Raw genomic sequence first — 16,200 nt, forward strand, 5'->3', positions numbered from 1 at the left:
TCAAACTAATGATGTGAAAAACAATAAACGTGTATTAAGAAAGATGAAACTTCCAATTACAATATAAATCGTAAAGTGGAATGGTTTCTTTTGAAGAAAATATAAAGGTTGTATGCGAATTTGATTGCTCTTCTAGAGAAGTTTTAACAACGTTAAAAGATTTAGATGGAATTGAAAACCAATCTAATTCAACTTCAAACTCAGGTTCTGATTCAATGATAACGAATTCCCCCTCTTCAACCTCAACGGTTTGAAAATGAGAATAATCAGATACAGAATACTTTTGTTGAAATTCAGTTTGAGGTACACTTACAATTATTTCAGAAGGATTGATTGAAACACCAACAGCCCACGTAAAAAAAGTGAGCATAAAAATTGGTAATAATTGTAGAAATCTTTTCAAATTGAATTTACTCTTTACCTAAAGTGACTACAAATGTATAGTATATTTTGATTCGAAGAATTAAATTACAGATTATTTTAACAAAAAATCCGATTAGAGTTTCTAATCGGATTTTTACTATTTCATTCGTTCATAGTTACAACAGCCGTGAAGCTTGTCATAAACCTCATCATTGGCTTTTACAAATTCTGTATCATGCCCTACTGCCGCAATAGCTTTTGCTACATCTTCAGCTGAACATTTCGTTTCATCTATAATTAAATGAATATCGCCATGATCTGCGTGCCACTCAGCACTTTTTACACCTTTCACAGAAAAAGCTGCTTTTTCAATACGTTTTTCGCACATTTCACAATTTCCTGCTACTTTAAATTCTACTTTTTTGTTTTTGCTTTTCTTCTCTTGAGCTACCATAGTTAGTGAAAAAAGGCAGGCTAATACTAAAAAAACTATTCTTTTCATTTTTCTGTTTTTTAATGGTTATGAACTTCTTCCTCTATTGGAGTTAGCTCTTCAATTTTATGATTTTCTTTTTTGTCTTTAATTTTAAATCGCAATCCAGCATAATACATAGCACCAAAAGTGGGTCCGTATATCATACTACTATCAAAATAAGTACCAAAAGGGTTTTCATTTTGAACAATTCCATTCATTTGTTTGTAATTCCCCATGTTTTCTCCTCCCACATACACTTCAAAAGCACTTGAAAACGTTCTCGTAATTTGAGCATTCAATGTACCAAAAGCTTTTGCATATTCATCTAAACGATACTGTACTGGATTTGATTGTGTATATGGCAAACGTTGTTCACCTAACCAATTATAAGTCACATCAAACTTCCATTGTTGTCCTTTGTCTTTGATGTGTGTTTCGTAGGCTAAATTCCCGAAAACACGGTGTTTAGCTTGTAAAGGTCTTTCTAATTGTCCTCTTGTGAATTGCGTTTGAACATCGTAATATTTGTATGCCGTTTTAAAAGTCAAATGTGTCATCAAATCAATGGAAAATTCAGCTTGGAATGAATTCGCAAAACTATTCCCTTTTAAATTGTAAAATAAAACATCTTGTGGAGAAGCATCAATATCTACAACCGCTTGATTTTGAAAATCAGTACGATAATAATCTAAAATTACCTCAGCATCTTTTCCTGCTAATTTGAATTTTTGAATGAAACTTAATCCGTAATTCCAAGCAATTTCTGGATTTAATCCATACAATTTTCCATCCGTATTCAAAATTGAGAAATTTCTGTTAGATGCGAATAATTGCTGATTTTCAGAAAGAATATTAGCAGCGCGTTTTCCTCTTCCTGCTGAAGCTCTAATTACCGCTTCTTTCCAAGGATTGTAACGAATATGTAATCTTGGCGTGATAAAAGTTCCTAAACGATTATGATTATCTACTCTTGCACCAGCCACTAAACTGAAATTATCAGAATTGTCATAAGTGTATTCAAAAAACGCACCAACTGAGTTATCAATTCTTGAAAAATCACGACTGAAATTCACCGCTACGAATTCGTTATAATCATCATAAGAGAAATTTAAACCTGTTGTAAATTTATTCTTGGTGTTGTTGATAATCGAATTGAATAATAAATTCGAATAAAAACTTTTTTGATGAATATCATACTGACTCAAACCAAAATACGAATCTTGTTTGTGCGATTGAAACGAGTTCTGAAATCCGAAACTTTGATATGGCATATCTGGAAAAACGTAACCTGTTTTGTTTGAAATTTCAATTTTTTCGGTATTGATTTCACTTCCCCAAGCGTTTGTTGTTAACCTATCCGTATCGGGATTAAAATCCATTTCACCAGCTTGTTTTTCATCGTTCATGTAACGAACATTTAAAAAACTTACGATTCCATTTTCGGCATCGTTATATTGCCAACGGTTTAAAATATTGACTTGTTTTCCAATTGGACCATCTAAAAATCCGTCGTTGTTCATATCGTTTCTGTTTTGTCTGGTATTGCCATGTAGAAACAAAGTTGAACTCAATTTATCAGAAAACTTGTTATTGAAATGCGTATTGATTTCATAGCGACTATCTTGAGAACCATATGCATTCAAGAAAAATGGAATATCATTAACTGGTTTTAAAACTTCATAATTGATTTGCCCTGAAATACTTTCGTAACCATTAATCACACTTCCAGCTCCTTTTGTAATTTGGATACTTTCTACCCAAGTTCCAGGCACAAAAGACAATCCATACGCTTGCGAAGCACCACGAACTGAAGGAATATTCTCTTCCGCTATTAAAATATACGGACTCGTTAAACCCAACATTTTAATTTGACGATTTCCAGTTACCGCATCGGAAAAATTTACATCGATGGATGGATTCGTACTAAAACTTTCAGATAAGTTACAACAAGCTGCTTTAAGCAACTCTTTTTGTCCCATTACTTGAATGTTTTGGACTTTATACAAAGAATGTTCCGTTCCTTTTTTAGTCTTGGTAATCGTTACTTCTTTTAAAGTTTTTACTTCTTTCAAAATAACAGAGATGGTATTATTTACTACATCGATTTTTTGAGTTTCAAAACCAATATAACTGATTACTAAAGAAGACGTTTCTGGAGATTTTTTTATAGTGAAATTCCCATTTTCATCTGTGGTGGTACCTACTGCGGTATTGAACCAAAACACATTGGCACCTAATAAAGGTTGATTATTTTCGTCTGTTACTATTCCTTTTATGGTTTCTTGTGAATAAATAAATTGAGAAACAAAGAATAGCAAAAACGCTATATTTTTAAACATAATAAAGTTATTTATTGTTATTAATTCTTTGATTTACAGAATAAAAAACAATAAACTTATGCGTAAAAAACCAATTGACAATAGAGTTTGTAGAGTGGTGGTGCGTGAGAATCGCAATAATACGCCGCTTCATTTGAAATGGTGTTTTCTGATTCAAATGCAACTAAATTAGGCTTCCAATCAGCAACAAAAACTACTTGTTCTAAATCTAATTGAAGGGTTTTAACCAATATATCATCGGTCTTTTTTTCAACTTTGATTAGCTTGTTAGAACAACAAGAATCGTGAGAATCTTCTTTTGCACAACATGATTTTACATCTTCAACACAAGGTTCGTCTTCTTGATATTGAAAAGAAACCGATGCAATTTCATCTTTACAATAATGTACAGCAAAACTCAACCCTAAATTGGCAAGCAATACTAAGGAAGCTAAAACTATACTTATGTGTTTTCTGAAATTCATCGGAACAAAAGTAGCAAATTGAATTTTAATTTGCGTTAATTTTAATCTAAATTTCAATGACTTGACCTAAAAATGGCACTTGAGCATCAAAACCATATTGTTCTTGCACTTTTAAACGCAATTCATCGGCTGCTTCATTTTCACCGTGGACTAAGAATACTTTTTTAGGTTTCGTCTCCAATTCAGATAACCAATTCAGTAAATCTTTTTGGTCGCCATGTGCGGATAAACTTTCAATTAACAAAATATTCGCTTGCACAGGATAATAATTACCGTAAATTTTGATTTCTTGAGCGCCTTCTAATAATTTTCTGCCGCGTGTTCCTTCTGCTTGATAACCAACTAAAGTTACAGTGGTTTCAGGTTTATCGATTAATCGCTCTAAATAGGACAACACTCTTCCACCTGTAATCATCCCGCTTGCAGCGATGACAACTTTTGGTTTTTTATCAAAAACTGCATTCATGCTGTCTTTGTAATCGGAAATTAAGGTGAAAACTTTGCACATTTCATCGCAATCTTCAAAGGAAAGTTTGTGCCAAGTGCTATTGTCTTTAAAAACATCTAAAACACTAATTCCCATTGGTGTATCAATGACAAAAGGAATATCTGGAATGCGTTCTTCTTTTTTCAATTGCCAAATCAAATACATCATGGTTTGCACACGTTCCACTGCAAAACTTGGAATTACAACGGTTCCGCCTTTATTGAACGTATTGTTGATAATGGTTTCCAATTCAAGTAAAGCATCGGTTTGTGGATGAAGACGATTTCCATAGGTACTTTCTAAAAAAACATAATCTGCTTTTTTAGGTTTTTGAGGCGGAAACATTAATACATCATCATCTTGACCAATGTCACCTGAGAAAACCAAAACTTTTCCATCGATGGTTAATTCAATCGAACAAGCGCCTAAAATATGACTTGCATAAAAGAATTTAAACGAAATATCATCATCGAGTTTTATATCCAAATCTTTATCTACTACTCGAAACTTCGGAATTACAGCATCAACTTCGGCTTCAGTATACAAAGGTTCGGCTGGATCGTGTTTTGAAAAATGTTCTTCATTCGCTTTTTTAGCTTCTTCTTCCTGAATTTTTGCACTGTCATATAAAATCAATCGCGAAATTTCTTTCGTTGGTCGGGTGCAGAAAATTTTTCCGTTGAAACCTTCGTTAACTAGTTTTGGCAACCAACCGCAATGATCTAAATGTCCGTGAGTAAGCAATACAAAATCAATCGTTTCAGGTAAAATGGGAAGCGGTTCTCGATTTAATTCGCGCAACGATTTGATACCTTGGAACATTCCGCAATCAATCAAAATTCGAATATTATTGTGTTCGATTAACGTTTTTGAACCTGTTACAGTTCCAGCTCCGCCTAAAAAATGAATTTTCATGATTTTGTTTTTAATTGGTTAATTGATTGGCTTCTTTAAGTACATTTTTAATTCGATTGTGACTTAACTCAATGGTTTTCAAATAATCAGGATGCAGAATTAAATCTTTTATAGTAATACAATCTAAAATAAGTAATTGGTCTTTTTCTGCTTTAGTCAAAGTCGTTAAACAAGTTACAGGATATACTCGATAACGATCAACCAATTCTTTGATGCCATTTTTTTGTGGATAATCCCAACTCAACATATTCAAACCCGAACATTCTCCAAATTGAATTGCATCAGTCGTAAATTTATTATTAGTAACAATGATACATTTTGAAATATTTCGCTTGGCCGAAAACAAGTCGTATTTTCTATCTTTCACATCATTAAATCGAGATAAAATATACATGGGTACTTTTACATCACTTTTTGCATCTTGACCTGAGTGAAATTTACATTCAATCATAGAAACTATATCATTTTTGAGAAGCAAAATGTCGATTTCATGTGAAATGCATTTTCCGTTTAATTTAACACTAACTTTCGTTTTAAAACCTTGTTCCTGCATAACTTTTGCAATGAACTTTTCAAAGAAAAATCCGGCTGGACCAAGCCCTAACAAAGCGGTTCTTAAATTGTATCGTGCCGCATGAACGTTTGAAATATTCTTTAATAATTGATAAGCACGTTTGTAGATTTTTTTTGAAGAAATTCCTTCATACATTTCGCTTTCAATCTCTTTAACGATAGTTTCCGCCATAGCTTGGTCGGCTCCTGATTTTTTTAGAGAATTGATTAGTTTTTGTTCGTCGTAATGAACTAACTCGCCGGAATATTTAGTAACTTTCATAATCAAACGATTATTTCATAAAGGTACGAAAATTTAGCGAGAAATTTGTTGATAATAAAATGCTGGAATAAATAAAACTAAAAAAAGAGGTTGAATTAAAAATCTTCGGATATAGAATAAAATCAAATAATCTGGATGTTTAGAAAAATGAAGCAATCCAAAAAACAAAACTATCAATACCACAAAAAATACACCATATAAAAGCATCGCAAATCGAACCAACGGTAATTGCTTGAATAATAGATAGATAATTCCCAAAGAAAGTAACATATTCAAAACATACCGAATTAATAGTCCGAAAAACAAAGAAATACCATCAAAATCAGGCAATGATTTGTTTTGGTAATCTAATTTAAAAAAAGCTAAAAAAGGATCGTAAAAGAGTTGACTTTCGAATGCTCGTATGAAGATTAACCCTAAAAGAGATAAAAGAAGTAAACTAATTCTGAACTTATGCTTATTTATATTTTTTAACATAGCCCGAATATTTAGTTACCCAAAGAATCCATAAAACAAACACTACTCCATATATGAAAAGTGGAAATAAAGTTCCGTGAAGAACTTCTTCGTATTCTGAAAAATAAAATAAAGACAGAGACAGAACAGCAATTCTAATAATATTTAAAATATGAATTACAGAAATGCCTATCAGAATATACAAAGTGGTTTTTTTCCATTGCGATGAAAAAGCAAAAACAAAAGAAGCAAATAAAATCATTACACTTATAGCATTACAACCTTCTATAATTCGCGCTACATATTTGGTTTTGTAGATCATTTTTATTGAAGGCTCATTTTCATTTTTCACTATATTAACGTCATTCTCAAACCACAACATGAATTGTTGAGTCTGATAAGCTACTGACTTTGTAATGCCATCTACTTCGTTTTTTTGCAAATCAAATTGACTTAAATACAACTTGTAAACAAAAATAAAAACGACATAAAACAAAACAAACTTTAGTAAAAAAGTAAAAAAATGCTTGTACTGATTAAAAATATTTTTCAAACTATCTATTTTTAACAAAAATATAGATTTTTTAATACTAAGGAATAAATACTTTTGCAAAAAAAATACAACTATGACATTTGAAGAATTAAAACCAATTGTTTCAAACATTATTGAAAAAGAAAACGCTACTCGCGATGAAAAACTAAAAGAAGTTTGCCAATTATTAAGTGAGAACGTAAGTTATTATGATTGGGTAGGATTTTATTTCGCGAATCACGAAGCTAGAACTTTGCATTTAGGTCCGTATGTTGGAGCTGAAACTGACCATACTGTAATTCCATTTGGAAAAGGAATTTGCGGACAAGTTGCAGAATCAAATGCTAATTTTGTGGTTCCAGATGTAAAAGCGCAAGACAATTACATTGCGTGTAGTTTTACTGTAAAATCTGAAATTGTAGTTCCACTATTCGTTAACGGAGTTAATATTGGCCAAATCGATATCGATTCTCACGTTTTAGACCCGTTTACCGAAGCAGACGAACGTTTTTTAGAGTTTGTAAATGAACAAGTTGCAAAATTATTTTAAGTAACAAATAATCTTTAACTCTTTTTTATACATTTGTCGTGATTATAACTAACACGACTCTGGCTATTTATGGAATTTAATGTCCCAAGTTTAGAACTTCCTTTTTTTGCTAATTTATTGCTATTATTAGTTTTAGCACGTTTTTTTGGCGAAATCATGGAACGTTTTAAACAGCCTGCCATGATAGGTGAAATTTTAGCTGGTGTTCTTTTAGGTCCAACAATTTTAAATTTCATTCATCGTACCGAAGAGTTAAAAGTAATTTCTGAATTAGGAGTTTTCTTATTGGTTATTATTGCAGGCTTAGAAATTAATTTGGATGAAATTGTGAAATCCATGAAAGGTCGAAATATTGTGATTTCACTTTTAGCCTTTTTTGTTCCAATTGTTTCAGGTTTTTTTGTGGGAAGATATTTTGAATTAGATGTAATGTCAACAATATTCATAGGATTATGCGTTGCCATTACTGCTTTACCTGTTAGTATTCGAATTTTGATGGATTTAGGTAAATTAAATTCTCCAGTAGGACAAAAAATTATTTCTGTCGCCATTTTTGATGATGTAATTGCACTAACCATTTTAGGTATTTTATTAGATATTAAAGATGTTGAGCAAACATTTGCTAACATAACTCATGCAACTTTATTAACGCTTTTAAAACTGAGTTGTTTTTTAATTTTAGTAATTGCCACCTATCGTGTTATCCGAAATGTATCAAGAGAAGAAAATTTAATAGAAAACAAACTAAATAAGATACTTTCGCTATTAAAAGGAAAAGAATCGCTTTTTGCAGTATTTTTTGTGTTCATTCTAATCTTTGCCACTATTACCGAAAGTATTGGATTGCATTTTATAATTGGAGCCTTTTTTGCTTCGATGTTAATTTCAAAAGAATTAGTTGGTGAAAAACATTTAAACACGTTTCACAACACAACTAATAGTATGGCAATGGGATTTTTAGCTCCCATTTTCTTTGCAGGAATAGGTTTAGAATTTCAGTTTTCATCAATTCAAAATTACCCTTTATTATTTGCCATAATTGCCGTTTCTTTCTTATCGAAAATTATTGGTGGATATGCCGGAGGCCGTTTTGCACGATTAGATCATAAAATTTCGCTTGCCTTAGGTTTTGGTTTAAATGCCCGAGGAATCATGGAATTAGTAATCGCTAACATTGCTTATAAAGCTGGAATTATCAATACGGAAATATTTTCGATGTTAGTAATCATGGGACTTATCACTACATTAGCAACTCCGTTTTTATTAAAAAGAGCCTTTAAATCAATTGATAATGTTGCTTAAGATTTTAATTCTCAAAAATAATTCATAATTTATACTTCGTAATTCACAATTATTTTTATCTTTGCACCCGAATTGCAACCATACAATTCATACATAAAAATCATTTAAAATAATATTGGCATGTACTTGACAAAAGAAACTAAAGCTGAAATCTTCGCTAAACACGGAGGAAAAGCTGAAAACACTGGATCTGCTGAAGGGCAAATCGCATTATTTACATTTAGAATTTCTCACTTAACTGAGCACTTGAAAAAAAATCGTCATGATTATAACACTGAGCGTTCGTTAGTACTTTTAGTAGGTAAAAGAAGAAGTCTTCTTGACTACTTAAAAAAGAAAGATATCAACAGATATCGTGAAATTATTAAAGAATTGAATATTAGAAAATAATCAACTAAAGGGGCTTCGTGCCCCTTTTTGTTTTATTTATATTGACAGAAAAAGTTTGGTTTTTCATTGGGTTACAAACAACTACACACACAACAACAACACAACTGACCCTTTGTTTAATTTAGAATTAAAAATTTATGATTCCAAAAGTATTCCAAGAAGTTATCGATTTAGGTGACGGAAGAAGCATCACAATCGAAACTGGAAAATTAGCCAAACAAGCAGATGGATCTGTTGTTGTTCGTATGGGCGATGCCATGTTATTAGCAACAGCAGTATCTGCAAGAACATCAAATCCTGGTGTTGATTTTTTACCTTTAACAGTTGATTATCGTGAAAAATTTGCAGCAGCAGGTCGTTTTCCTGGTGGTTTCTTCAAAAGAGAAGCACGTCCAAGTGACAGCGAAGTATTAACTATGAGATTAGTTGACCGTGTATTGCGTCCGCTTTTCCCAGATGATTATCATGCTGAAACACAAGTAATGATTCAATTAATGTCGCATGACGAAAACGTTATGCCAGATGCATTAGCTGGATTAGCAGCTTCTGCAGCATTAGCTGTTTCAGACATTCCTTTTTACAACTTAATTTCTGAAGTTCGTGTAGCACGTATCGACGGAAAATTTGTTATCAATCCAAGCAGAGAAGAATTAGAGCAATCAGACATCGACATGATGATTGGAGCTTCTATGGATTCTGTTGCGATGGTTGAAGGAGAAATGAAAGAAATTTCAGAAGCAGAAATGGTAGAGGCTATCAAATTTGCTCACGAAGCTATCAAAATTCAAATTCAAGCACAAGAGCGTTTAAGAGCTGCTATTGGTTCTCCAGCTTATAGAGAATATGAAGGTGAAAAAGAAGATGAAGCTATTTATGCTAAAGTAAAAGCTGCAGCTTACGACAAATGTTATGCTATTGCTCAAGAAGCTTCAGGAAAAAGTGAGAGAGGCGAAAAATTCGCAGCTGTAAAAGAAGAAGTTAAAGCTTTATTTACAGAAGAAGAATTAGCTGAAAACGGAGATTTAGTAGGGAAATATTTCTACAAAACTAACAAAGAAGCGGTTCGTAATGTAATCCTAGAAAAAGGCTTACGTTTAGACGGAAGAAAAACAACTGAAATCAGACCAATTTGGTGTGAAACGGATTATTTACCTTCTGTTCACGGTTCTTCCTTATTTACACGTGGTGAAACTCAAGCTTTAGCTACGGTAACTTTAGGAACTTCAAGAGAAGCTAACCAAATAGACTCTCCATCTGAACAAGGTGAAGAAAAATTCTATTTACATTATAACTTCCCTCCTTTTTCAACTGGTGAAGCTAAACCTTTAAGAGGAACTTCAAGAAGAGAAGTTGGTCACGGAAATTTAGCTCAAAGAGCTTTAAAAAACATGATTCCTGCAGATTGTCCTTATACAATTCGTGTTGTTTCTGAAGTATTAGAATCGAATGGTTCTTCTTCTATGGCAACAGTTTGTGCGGGTACAATGGCATTAATGGATGCTGGAGTTCAAATGGTAAAACCAGTTTCTGGTATTGCTATGGGATTAATTACTGACGGAGAAAAATTTGCCGTATTGTCTGATATTTTAGGAGATGAAGATCACTTAGGAGATATGGACTTTAAAGTTACTGGAACTGCTGACGGTATCACAGCTTGTCAAATGGACATCAAAATTGATGGTTTACGTTATGACATCATGGAACAAGCTTTAGGTCAAGCAAGAGATGGACGTTTACATATTTTAGGAAAAATCACAGAAACAATTGCAACTCCAAGACCTGAAGTAAAACCAAAAGCACCAAAAATTATTACAAGAACAATTCCTGGAGCTTTCATTGGAGCCTTAATTGGTCCTGGTGGAAAAGTAATTCAAGAATTACAAAAAGCAACTGGAACTACCATAGTAATTAATGAAGTAGATGAGCAAGGTGTAGTTGAAATCTTAGGAACAAGTCCAGAAGGAATTGCAACTGTTTTAGCTAAAATTGACTCAATCATTTTCAAACCTGTTGTAGGAGAAGCTTACGAAGTAAAAGTAATTAAAATGTTAGACTTTGGAGCTGTTGTAGAATATACAAAAGCCCCTGGGAATGAAGTTTTATTACACGTATCAGAATTAGCTTGGGAAAGAACTGAAAATGTTACCGATGTAGTAAATATGGGTGATGTGTTTATGGTAAAATACTTAGGTGTTGACCCTAAAACACGTAAAGAAAAAGTGTCAAGAAAAGCACTTTTACCAAGACCTCCAAGAGAAGAAAAACCTATCGAGAAAAAAGATAAACCTCAAGGTTAATATAGTTACGTTAATTCATAAAAGCCCTGATTCATTTAATTGTATCGGGGCTTTTTGATTTTATTTCAATACATATTTATGTGTAAGAATAATTTTAACATTTTTGCGTTAAAAATTTAACTAAATTGCCATAAATTAAAAAAACATGAATATGCAGAAGTATTATTCCCTAATTTTCATTTTTTTCCTGTTCTTAAACACCTCTCTTTATTCTCAGGATAAAATAGAAGAATTTTTCGATAATGCAGTTGGGAAAGACAACTTATCATTAAGCAATGGCAAATTATTTACAAATGATTACAAAACAACAGAAATTAATCAATTTTTTTTTCCAACATATTCAATTGAAAATATTACTTATAAAAATCAAGATTATTCAAATATTACCTTGAAATATGATTTATATAGGGATATAGTAATTTATAGACCTTATGGGAATTCAGAAAATTTTGGAATTGAATTGATTCAAGAAAACGTAAATTCATTTACAATAAACAATAGTAAATTCGTTAAACTAAGCGGAATTTACAAAGGCTATTATGAAGAAAAAATAAGTGGTAATAAAATAAGTCTATACATAAAACATAAAAAAGAAATAAGAGATTTAGTAAAAAATAAATTAGTTTACTACAATTTCATTTTAAAAAACGAATATGTAATTCAATATAAAAACGAATTTTACACAATTAAAAATAAAAAAGATTTAGTTGATATTTTTAAAGAAAACAAAAACGAAATAGCAGATTTTTTTAAGCGAAATTCAAATCTATTCAATGAAAATAGAACTTTGTTTTTTGAAAACTTAGTAAAGCAATTAGAAAATAATATTAAATAATTCAATAGTAAATATGAAAAAGAGACTATCCCTTATATTATTTTTCGTTTGCTTATTTGTTTTTTCACAAGATAAAAAGATTACTATTGAGTTCAAAGATGCAACTATAGAAGAATGTATTAATCAAATTGAAAAAAATTCTGAATATCAATTTTATTTCAAAAAAGAATGGTTAAATAAATCTCAATTAATAAATTTAAATTTCAACAATGCTTCTATAAATGAAATTTTAACTGCAATTTTTAATGAATCTAAGATAAATTTCTATCTGACAGATTCTAAAATAATATTAACTCTAAATAATTTAATTTACGATAAAGTCTCAAATTCATTTTTAGAAAGTGAATCAAATAAAATTGAAAAAGAGTCGGCCCCAGTTTTAATATCTGATGAAGAAAATTATAGAAATTCTGACAATGAGAATATTTCATTACATACAATAGGAAAAGAATCAAAAGAAAATCAAAGAGGAATATTTGAAATTAAAGGTAAAATTTTAAATAATAAAACGGGGGAACCAATATCAAATGCCGTCATAAAAATAAAAGGTAAATCCAACTTGTTTGTTTCCGATGAAAAAGGAGCTTACAGAATTCAACTTCAATATGGAAAACACATTATTGAAGTTGAATCATTTGGATATAAAAAACTAACAAGTCAAATTTTAGTTTATGATAGCGGAACTTTTGATTTCAATGTTTCTGAATCAATCACTGAATTGAACGAAGTTGTTGTAGAAGCAAAAAGTGATAAGATCATAAAAAACACAACGTCTGGTGTTACCTCTTTTAATATGGAAGAGATGAAAAATGTACCAATGGTTTTAGGTGAAAGGGACATACTAAAAATTGCTACAACTTTACCTGGAATTAAAAACACAGGTGAAGGCTCATCAGGAGTAAATGTTAGAGGTGGAAAAGAAGATCAAAATTTATTTTTACTTGATTATGCCACAATATACAACCCAAATCACTTTTTTGGTTTTTTCTCTTCCATTAATCCTTACATTATAAATGAAGCAGACATATACAAAGGAAGCATTCCGGCAGAGTTTGGAGGAAGAATCGCTTCTGTTTTTAATATCACATCAAAAAACGGTAATTCTGAAAAGATATCAGGAGAAGGCGGCTTAGGACCTGTTACTAGCAATTTAACATTAAACCTTCCAATTATTAAAGAAAAATCTAGTTTACAAGTTGCAGCAAGGGGGACATATTCTGATTGGATATTAAAATCGGTCGACAACGAAGAAATTAAAAAAAGTAACGCTTCATTCTATGATTTGTTTCTTAAATACAGTCATAAAATATCTGAAAAAACAAGCTTGGATGTTTTCGGTTACTATAGTAAAGACAAATTTAAATTAACCTTAGATTCCACTTACTCATATAGCAACAGAATATTAGGTATTAAAGCAAGGCATTACTTTAAAGATGAACATAGTGCTCAAATTGGCATTACTAATTCTGAATACAAATTTGATATTGGGTACAATGGTAACAATCAAAATTCTTTTGATTTCAACTTCAAAGTAAATGAAACAAAATTATTTTACAAGGGTTCGCTAAATTTTAGAAAAAAACACAAAATTTCATATGGCTTAAATTCTGTTTTGTACAATATCAATCCAGGAACATTCTCTCCTACAGATACAAATACAATTTTAGAATATAAATCGGTTGATAAAGAAAAAGGATTAGAAAGTGCGCTTTTTGCCTCTGACATTTTTAATATCACTCCCAAGCTTACTTTAAACCTTGGGCTTAGATATTCAAATTTCCTAGCTTTAGGAAGCGGAAAACAAAGAGTTTATCAAAATAATTCACCAACAACTAACGAGTATCTTATAGAAGAAGTATCCTATGGCAACAACCAAGTAATGAAAGCTTACAATGGTTTGGAGTATAGAATAGCATTAAGACAAATGATTACTGAAACATTTTCTACGAAATTAAGTTATGACACAAACTATCAATATATACATAAACTATCTACAAACACGACACAATCTCCAACAGATACTTGGAAAATTTCCGACCTAAATATTAAACCAACCTATGGACAGCAGATCTCATTAGGTTTATTTAAAAATTTTAAAAATATTCCTTATGAAATAAGTTTAGAAAGTTATTACAAAAAATCTTCAAATTTTATGGATTTTAAAACAGGAGCGCAATTAATCCTTAACGATCACATAGAAACTGAAGTTTTACAAGGAGAAGGTAAAGCCTACGGAATTGAACTATTAGTAAAGAAAACAAGTGGTAGATTAAATGGATGGGCAGGATATACTTATTCGAGAACACTAGTTAAATTAGATAGTCCTTTTGATGGAGAAACTGTAAACAATGGAAAATATTTTCCAGCGAATTTCGACAAACCACATGATTTTAATTTAATTTTAAATTATAAATTTACTAAACGATATAGCGCATCTACAAATTTTGTTTATCAAACTGGAAGACCGATTACATATCCAGTTGGCAGCTATGATTATGGCGGATCACAATATACACTTTATAGTAATAGAAATGAATTCAGGATACCGGATTATTATAGATTAGACATTGGATTTAATATTGAAGGGAACCATAAAATTAAAAAACTAGCACACAGTTTTTGGAATATTTCTATATACAATGTATTAGGAAGAAACAACCCTTATTCTATTTATTTTGTTACAGAAGACGGAAAAATAAAAGGATATAAAACATCTATTTTTTCGATACCAGTACCAACAATTTCATATAATTTTAAATTTTAAGTATGAAAAAAAACATCTTAATTAAATCGCTATTACTATTATTTATAGTTTGCAATTTAAGTTGTACTGAGCCTTATGTATTACAATCAGACGTTTATCAAAACTTATTAGTTGTTGAGGCTACTTTAACTAATGAATTAAAGCATCATGAAGTAAAATTAACAAGAACATCAAGGTTGAATGAAAGTCAGCCAGAAATTGAGACAGGTGCGTTTGTTAGAATAATTGGCGATGATGGTTCTAGTTACGCCTTTGAAGAAATTGACAATCTTTATAAATCTGAAAATGAATTTCAGGCACAACCTGGCATTTTATACAAACTTGTAATTGAAACTTCAACTGGTAAAACATATTCCTCTAATCTTGAAAAATTACCTACCAGCTCACCTATAGAAAGTGTAATTCCATTTGTAGAGAACAACAATGATGGAATAAGAGGAGTTGCAATAAAAGTGAATAGTTATGACCCAACAGCCACTTCAAATTTTTATCGTTACACATACGAAGAAACGTATAAAGTTATTGCTCCTAAATGGTCATCTGAAAAACTAACATTTACAAGTAACAATGAAGTAGTTATTTCTTTGAGAGACGATCCGAATACTCAAGTATGTTATAAAACAGAAAAGTCAAATGAAATTATTTTGACTTCAACCAACAATCTAGCGGAAGATAGAGTAACAAATTTCCCTATCTTGTTCATTCCACAACAAACAACAAAAATAACACATCGATACAGTATTAATGTTACTCAACATATTGAAAATTACGATTCATATGTCTTTTACAATACCCTTAAAAACTTTTCAAGTTCTGGAAATGTGCTTTCACAAGTTCAACCAGGTGAAGTTGTTGGAAATATTAAATGTGAAACTAATCCGAGTGAAACAGTAGTTGGCATTTTTAATATTGCATCAGTATCAAGTAAAAGACTCTTTTTTAATTATGAGGATATTTTTCCAGGAGAACCTCTTCCAGAATATTATGGAAGTTGCGACGTTCAAGTATATGACAGCAGATGTCTTTCTTTGAATGATCCATGCACACCATATGGCTATTTTAATTTGAAATATGGATACGAAAATGGACAACTAGTATATTATAGGAGTGATGGACGTTTTTTTGAAATGGTTGATCCTTTTTGTGGTGATTGTACAGTTTTAGGTTCTAACGTAATACCTCCATTTTGGCAATGA

General features: G+C 31.1%; 15 protein-coding genes. 7 read left to right on the forward strand and 8 right to left on the reverse strand.

Translation table 11 applies throughout. The features are described from left to right. Positions 1–34 precede the first annotated feature (34 nt). The 8 genes from IM755_RS00910 to xrtF all read right to left on the reverse strand — a co-directional run bounded on the left by IM755_RS00910 (position 35) and on the right by xrtF (position 6,998). On the reverse strand, positions 35–370 hold the full coding sequence (locus IM755_RS00910) for a hypothetical protein (RefSeq protein WP_194093197.1): 336 nt from the start codon (positions 368–370) through the stop codon (positions 35–37). Positions 371–520: 150 nt separating this feature from the next. Beyond that, positions 521–865, reverse strand: a complete 345-nt coding sequence (locus IM755_RS00915; protein ID WP_194093198.1) for a heavy-metal-associated domain-containing protein — start codon at positions 863–865, stop codon at positions 521–523. An 11-nt stretch (positions 866–876) separates the two neighbouring features. Continuing rightward, on the reverse strand, positions 877–3,177 hold the full coding sequence (locus IM755_RS00920; RefSeq protein ID WP_194093199.1) for a TonB-dependent receptor: 2,301 nt from the start codon (positions 3,175–3,177) through the stop codon (positions 877–879). Positions 3,178–3,233: 56 nt separating this feature from the next. After that, a complete protein-coding gene (locus IM755_RS00925; protein WP_194093200.1) occupies positions 3,234–3,698 on the reverse strand; it encodes an HYC_CC_PP family protein in 465 nt (154 codons plus the stop codon). Then, positions 3,688–5,043 (reverse strand): MBL fold metallo-hydrolase, encoded by a 1,356-nt coding sequence (locus IM755_RS00930; protein WP_194093201.1) that lies wholly within the window; start codon positions 5,041–5,043, stop codon positions 3,688–3,690. Before IM755_RS00930 ends, IM755_RS00925 begins: the two co-directional genes overlap by 11 nt. Before the next feature lie 10 nt (positions 5,044–5,053). Beyond that, entirely contained in the window at positions 5,054–5,878 is an 825-nt protein-coding gene (locus IM755_RS00935; protein ID WP_194093202.1) for a restriction endonuclease, read from the reverse strand. Positions 5,879–5,911: 33 nt separating this feature from the next. Continuing rightward, complete coding sequence (locus tag IM755_RS00940) at positions 5,912–6,355, reverse strand: exosortase F system-associated membrane protein (protein ID WP_194093203.1); 444 nt, start codon at positions 6,353–6,355, stop codon at positions 5,912–5,914. Next, positions 6,336–6,998 carry an exosortase family protein XrtF gene (gene xrtF / locus IM755_RS00945; protein ID WP_228063870.1) on the reverse strand — a complete coding sequence of 221 codons (663 nt, stop codon included), beginning with the start codon at positions 6,996–6,998 and terminating at the stop codon, positions 6,336–6,338. Before xrtF ends, IM755_RS00940 begins: the two co-directional genes overlap by 20 nt. On the opposite strand from xrtF, the gene IM755_RS00950 reads away from it, so the two are divergent. The 7 genes from IM755_RS00950 to IM755_RS00980 all read left to right on the forward strand — a co-directional run bounded on the left by IM755_RS00950 (position 6,961) and on the right by IM755_RS00980 (position 16,200). Continuing rightward, a complete protein-coding gene (locus tag IM755_RS00950; protein ID WP_194093205.1) occupies positions 6,961–7,416 on the forward strand; it encodes a GAF domain-containing protein in 456 nt (151 codons plus the stop codon). The genes xrtF and IM755_RS00950 overlap by 38 nt on opposite strands. A 69-nt stretch (positions 7,417–7,485) precedes the next feature. Next, complete coding sequence (locus tag IM755_RS00955; protein ID WP_194093206.1) at positions 7,486–8,718, forward strand: cation:proton antiporter; 1,233 nt, start codon at positions 7,486–7,488, stop codon at positions 8,716–8,718. A gap of 120 nt (positions 8,719–8,838) precedes the next feature. Then, positions 8,839–9,108 carry a 30S ribosomal protein S15 gene (gene rpsO, locus IM755_RS00960; protein WP_026711936.1) on the forward strand — a complete coding sequence of 90 codons (270 nt, stop codon included), beginning with the start codon at positions 8,839–8,841 and terminating at the stop codon, positions 9,106–9,108. Between the two features lie 137 nt (positions 9,109–9,245). Next, positions 9,246–11,405, forward strand: coding sequence for a polyribonucleotide nucleotidyltransferase (locus IM755_RS00965; RefSeq protein WP_194093207.1), 2,160 nt, complete (start codon positions 9,246–9,248; stop codon positions 11,403–11,405). Positions 11,406–11,556: 151 nt separating this feature from the next. Further along, positions 11,557–12,240, forward strand: a complete 684-nt coding sequence (locus IM755_RS00970) for a hypothetical protein (protein WP_194093208.1) — start codon at positions 11,557–11,559, stop codon at positions 12,238–12,240. Positions 12,241–12,253: 13 nt separating this feature from the next. Beyond that, positions 12,254–15,004 (forward strand): TonB-dependent receptor, encoded by a 2,751-nt coding sequence (locus IM755_RS00975; RefSeq protein ID WP_194093209.1) that lies wholly within the window; start codon positions 12,254–12,256, stop codon positions 15,002–15,004. Between the two features lie 2 nt (positions 15,005–15,006). Next, positions 15,007–16,200, forward strand: coding sequence for a DUF4249 domain-containing protein (locus IM755_RS00980; protein WP_026724208.1), 1,194 nt, complete (start codon positions 15,007–15,009; stop codon positions 16,198–16,200).

It is taken from the genome of Flavobacterium proteolyticum (assembly GCF_015223105.1).
GTDB lineage: Bacteria > Bacteroidota > Bacteroidia > Flavobacteriales > Flavobacteriaceae > Flavobacterium > Flavobacterium proteolyticum.

Bases quoted from the DNA above. Each gene is read 5' to 3' on its own strand.
- xrtF (WP_228063870.1), bottom strand. From the start codon at position 6,998: ATGTTTGAAACAATTGGTTTTAATTCTTCAAATGTCATAGTTGTATTT.
- IM755_RS00940 (WP_194093203.1), bottom strand. From the start codon at position 6,355: ATGTTAAAAAATATAAATAAGCATAAGTTCAGAATTAGTTTACTTCTT.
- rpsO (WP_026711936.1), top strand. From the start codon at position 8,839: ATGTACTTGACAAAAGAAACTAAAGCTGAAATCTTCGCTAAACACGGA.
- IM755_RS00910 (WP_194093197.1), bottom strand. From the start codon at position 370: ATGCTCACTTTTTTTACGTGGGCTGTTGGTGTTTCAATCAATCCTTCT.
- IM755_RS00970 (WP_194093208.1), top strand. From the start codon at position 11,557: ATGCAGAAGTATTATTCCCTAATTTTCATTTTTTTCCTGTTCTTAAAC.
- IM755_RS00965 (WP_194093207.1), top strand. From the start codon at position 9,246: ATGATTCCAAAAGTATTCCAAGAAGTTATCGATTTAGGTGACGGAAGA.
- IM755_RS00975 (WP_194093209.1), top strand. From the start codon at position 12,254: ATGAAAAAGAGACTATCCCTTATATTATTTTTCGTTTGCTTATTTGTT.
- IM755_RS00915 (WP_194093198.1), bottom strand. From the start codon at position 865: ATGAAAAGAATAGTTTTTTTAGTATTAGCCTGCCTTTTTTCACTAACT.
- IM755_RS00950 (WP_194093205.1), top strand. From the start codon at position 6,961: ATGACATTTGAAGAATTAAAACCAATTGTTTCAAACATTATTGAAAAA.
- IM755_RS00935 (WP_194093202.1), bottom strand. From the start codon at position 5,878: ATGAAAGTTACTAAATATTCCGGCGAGTTAGTTCATTACGACGAACAA.
- IM755_RS00955 (WP_194093206.1), top strand. From the start codon at position 7,486: ATGGAATTTAATGTCCCAAGTTTAGAACTTCCTTTTTTTGCTAATTTA.
- IM755_RS00930 (WP_194093201.1), bottom strand. From the start codon at position 5,043: ATGAAAATTCATTTTTTAGGCGGAGCTGGAACTGTAACAGGTTCAAAA.
- IM755_RS00920 (WP_194093199.1), bottom strand. From the start codon at position 3,177: ATGTTTAAAAATATAGCGTTTTTGCTATTCTTTGTTTCTCAATTTATT.
- IM755_RS00980 (WP_026724208.1), top strand. From the start codon at position 15,007: ATGAAAAAAAACATCTTAATTAAATCGCTATTACTATTATTTATAGTT.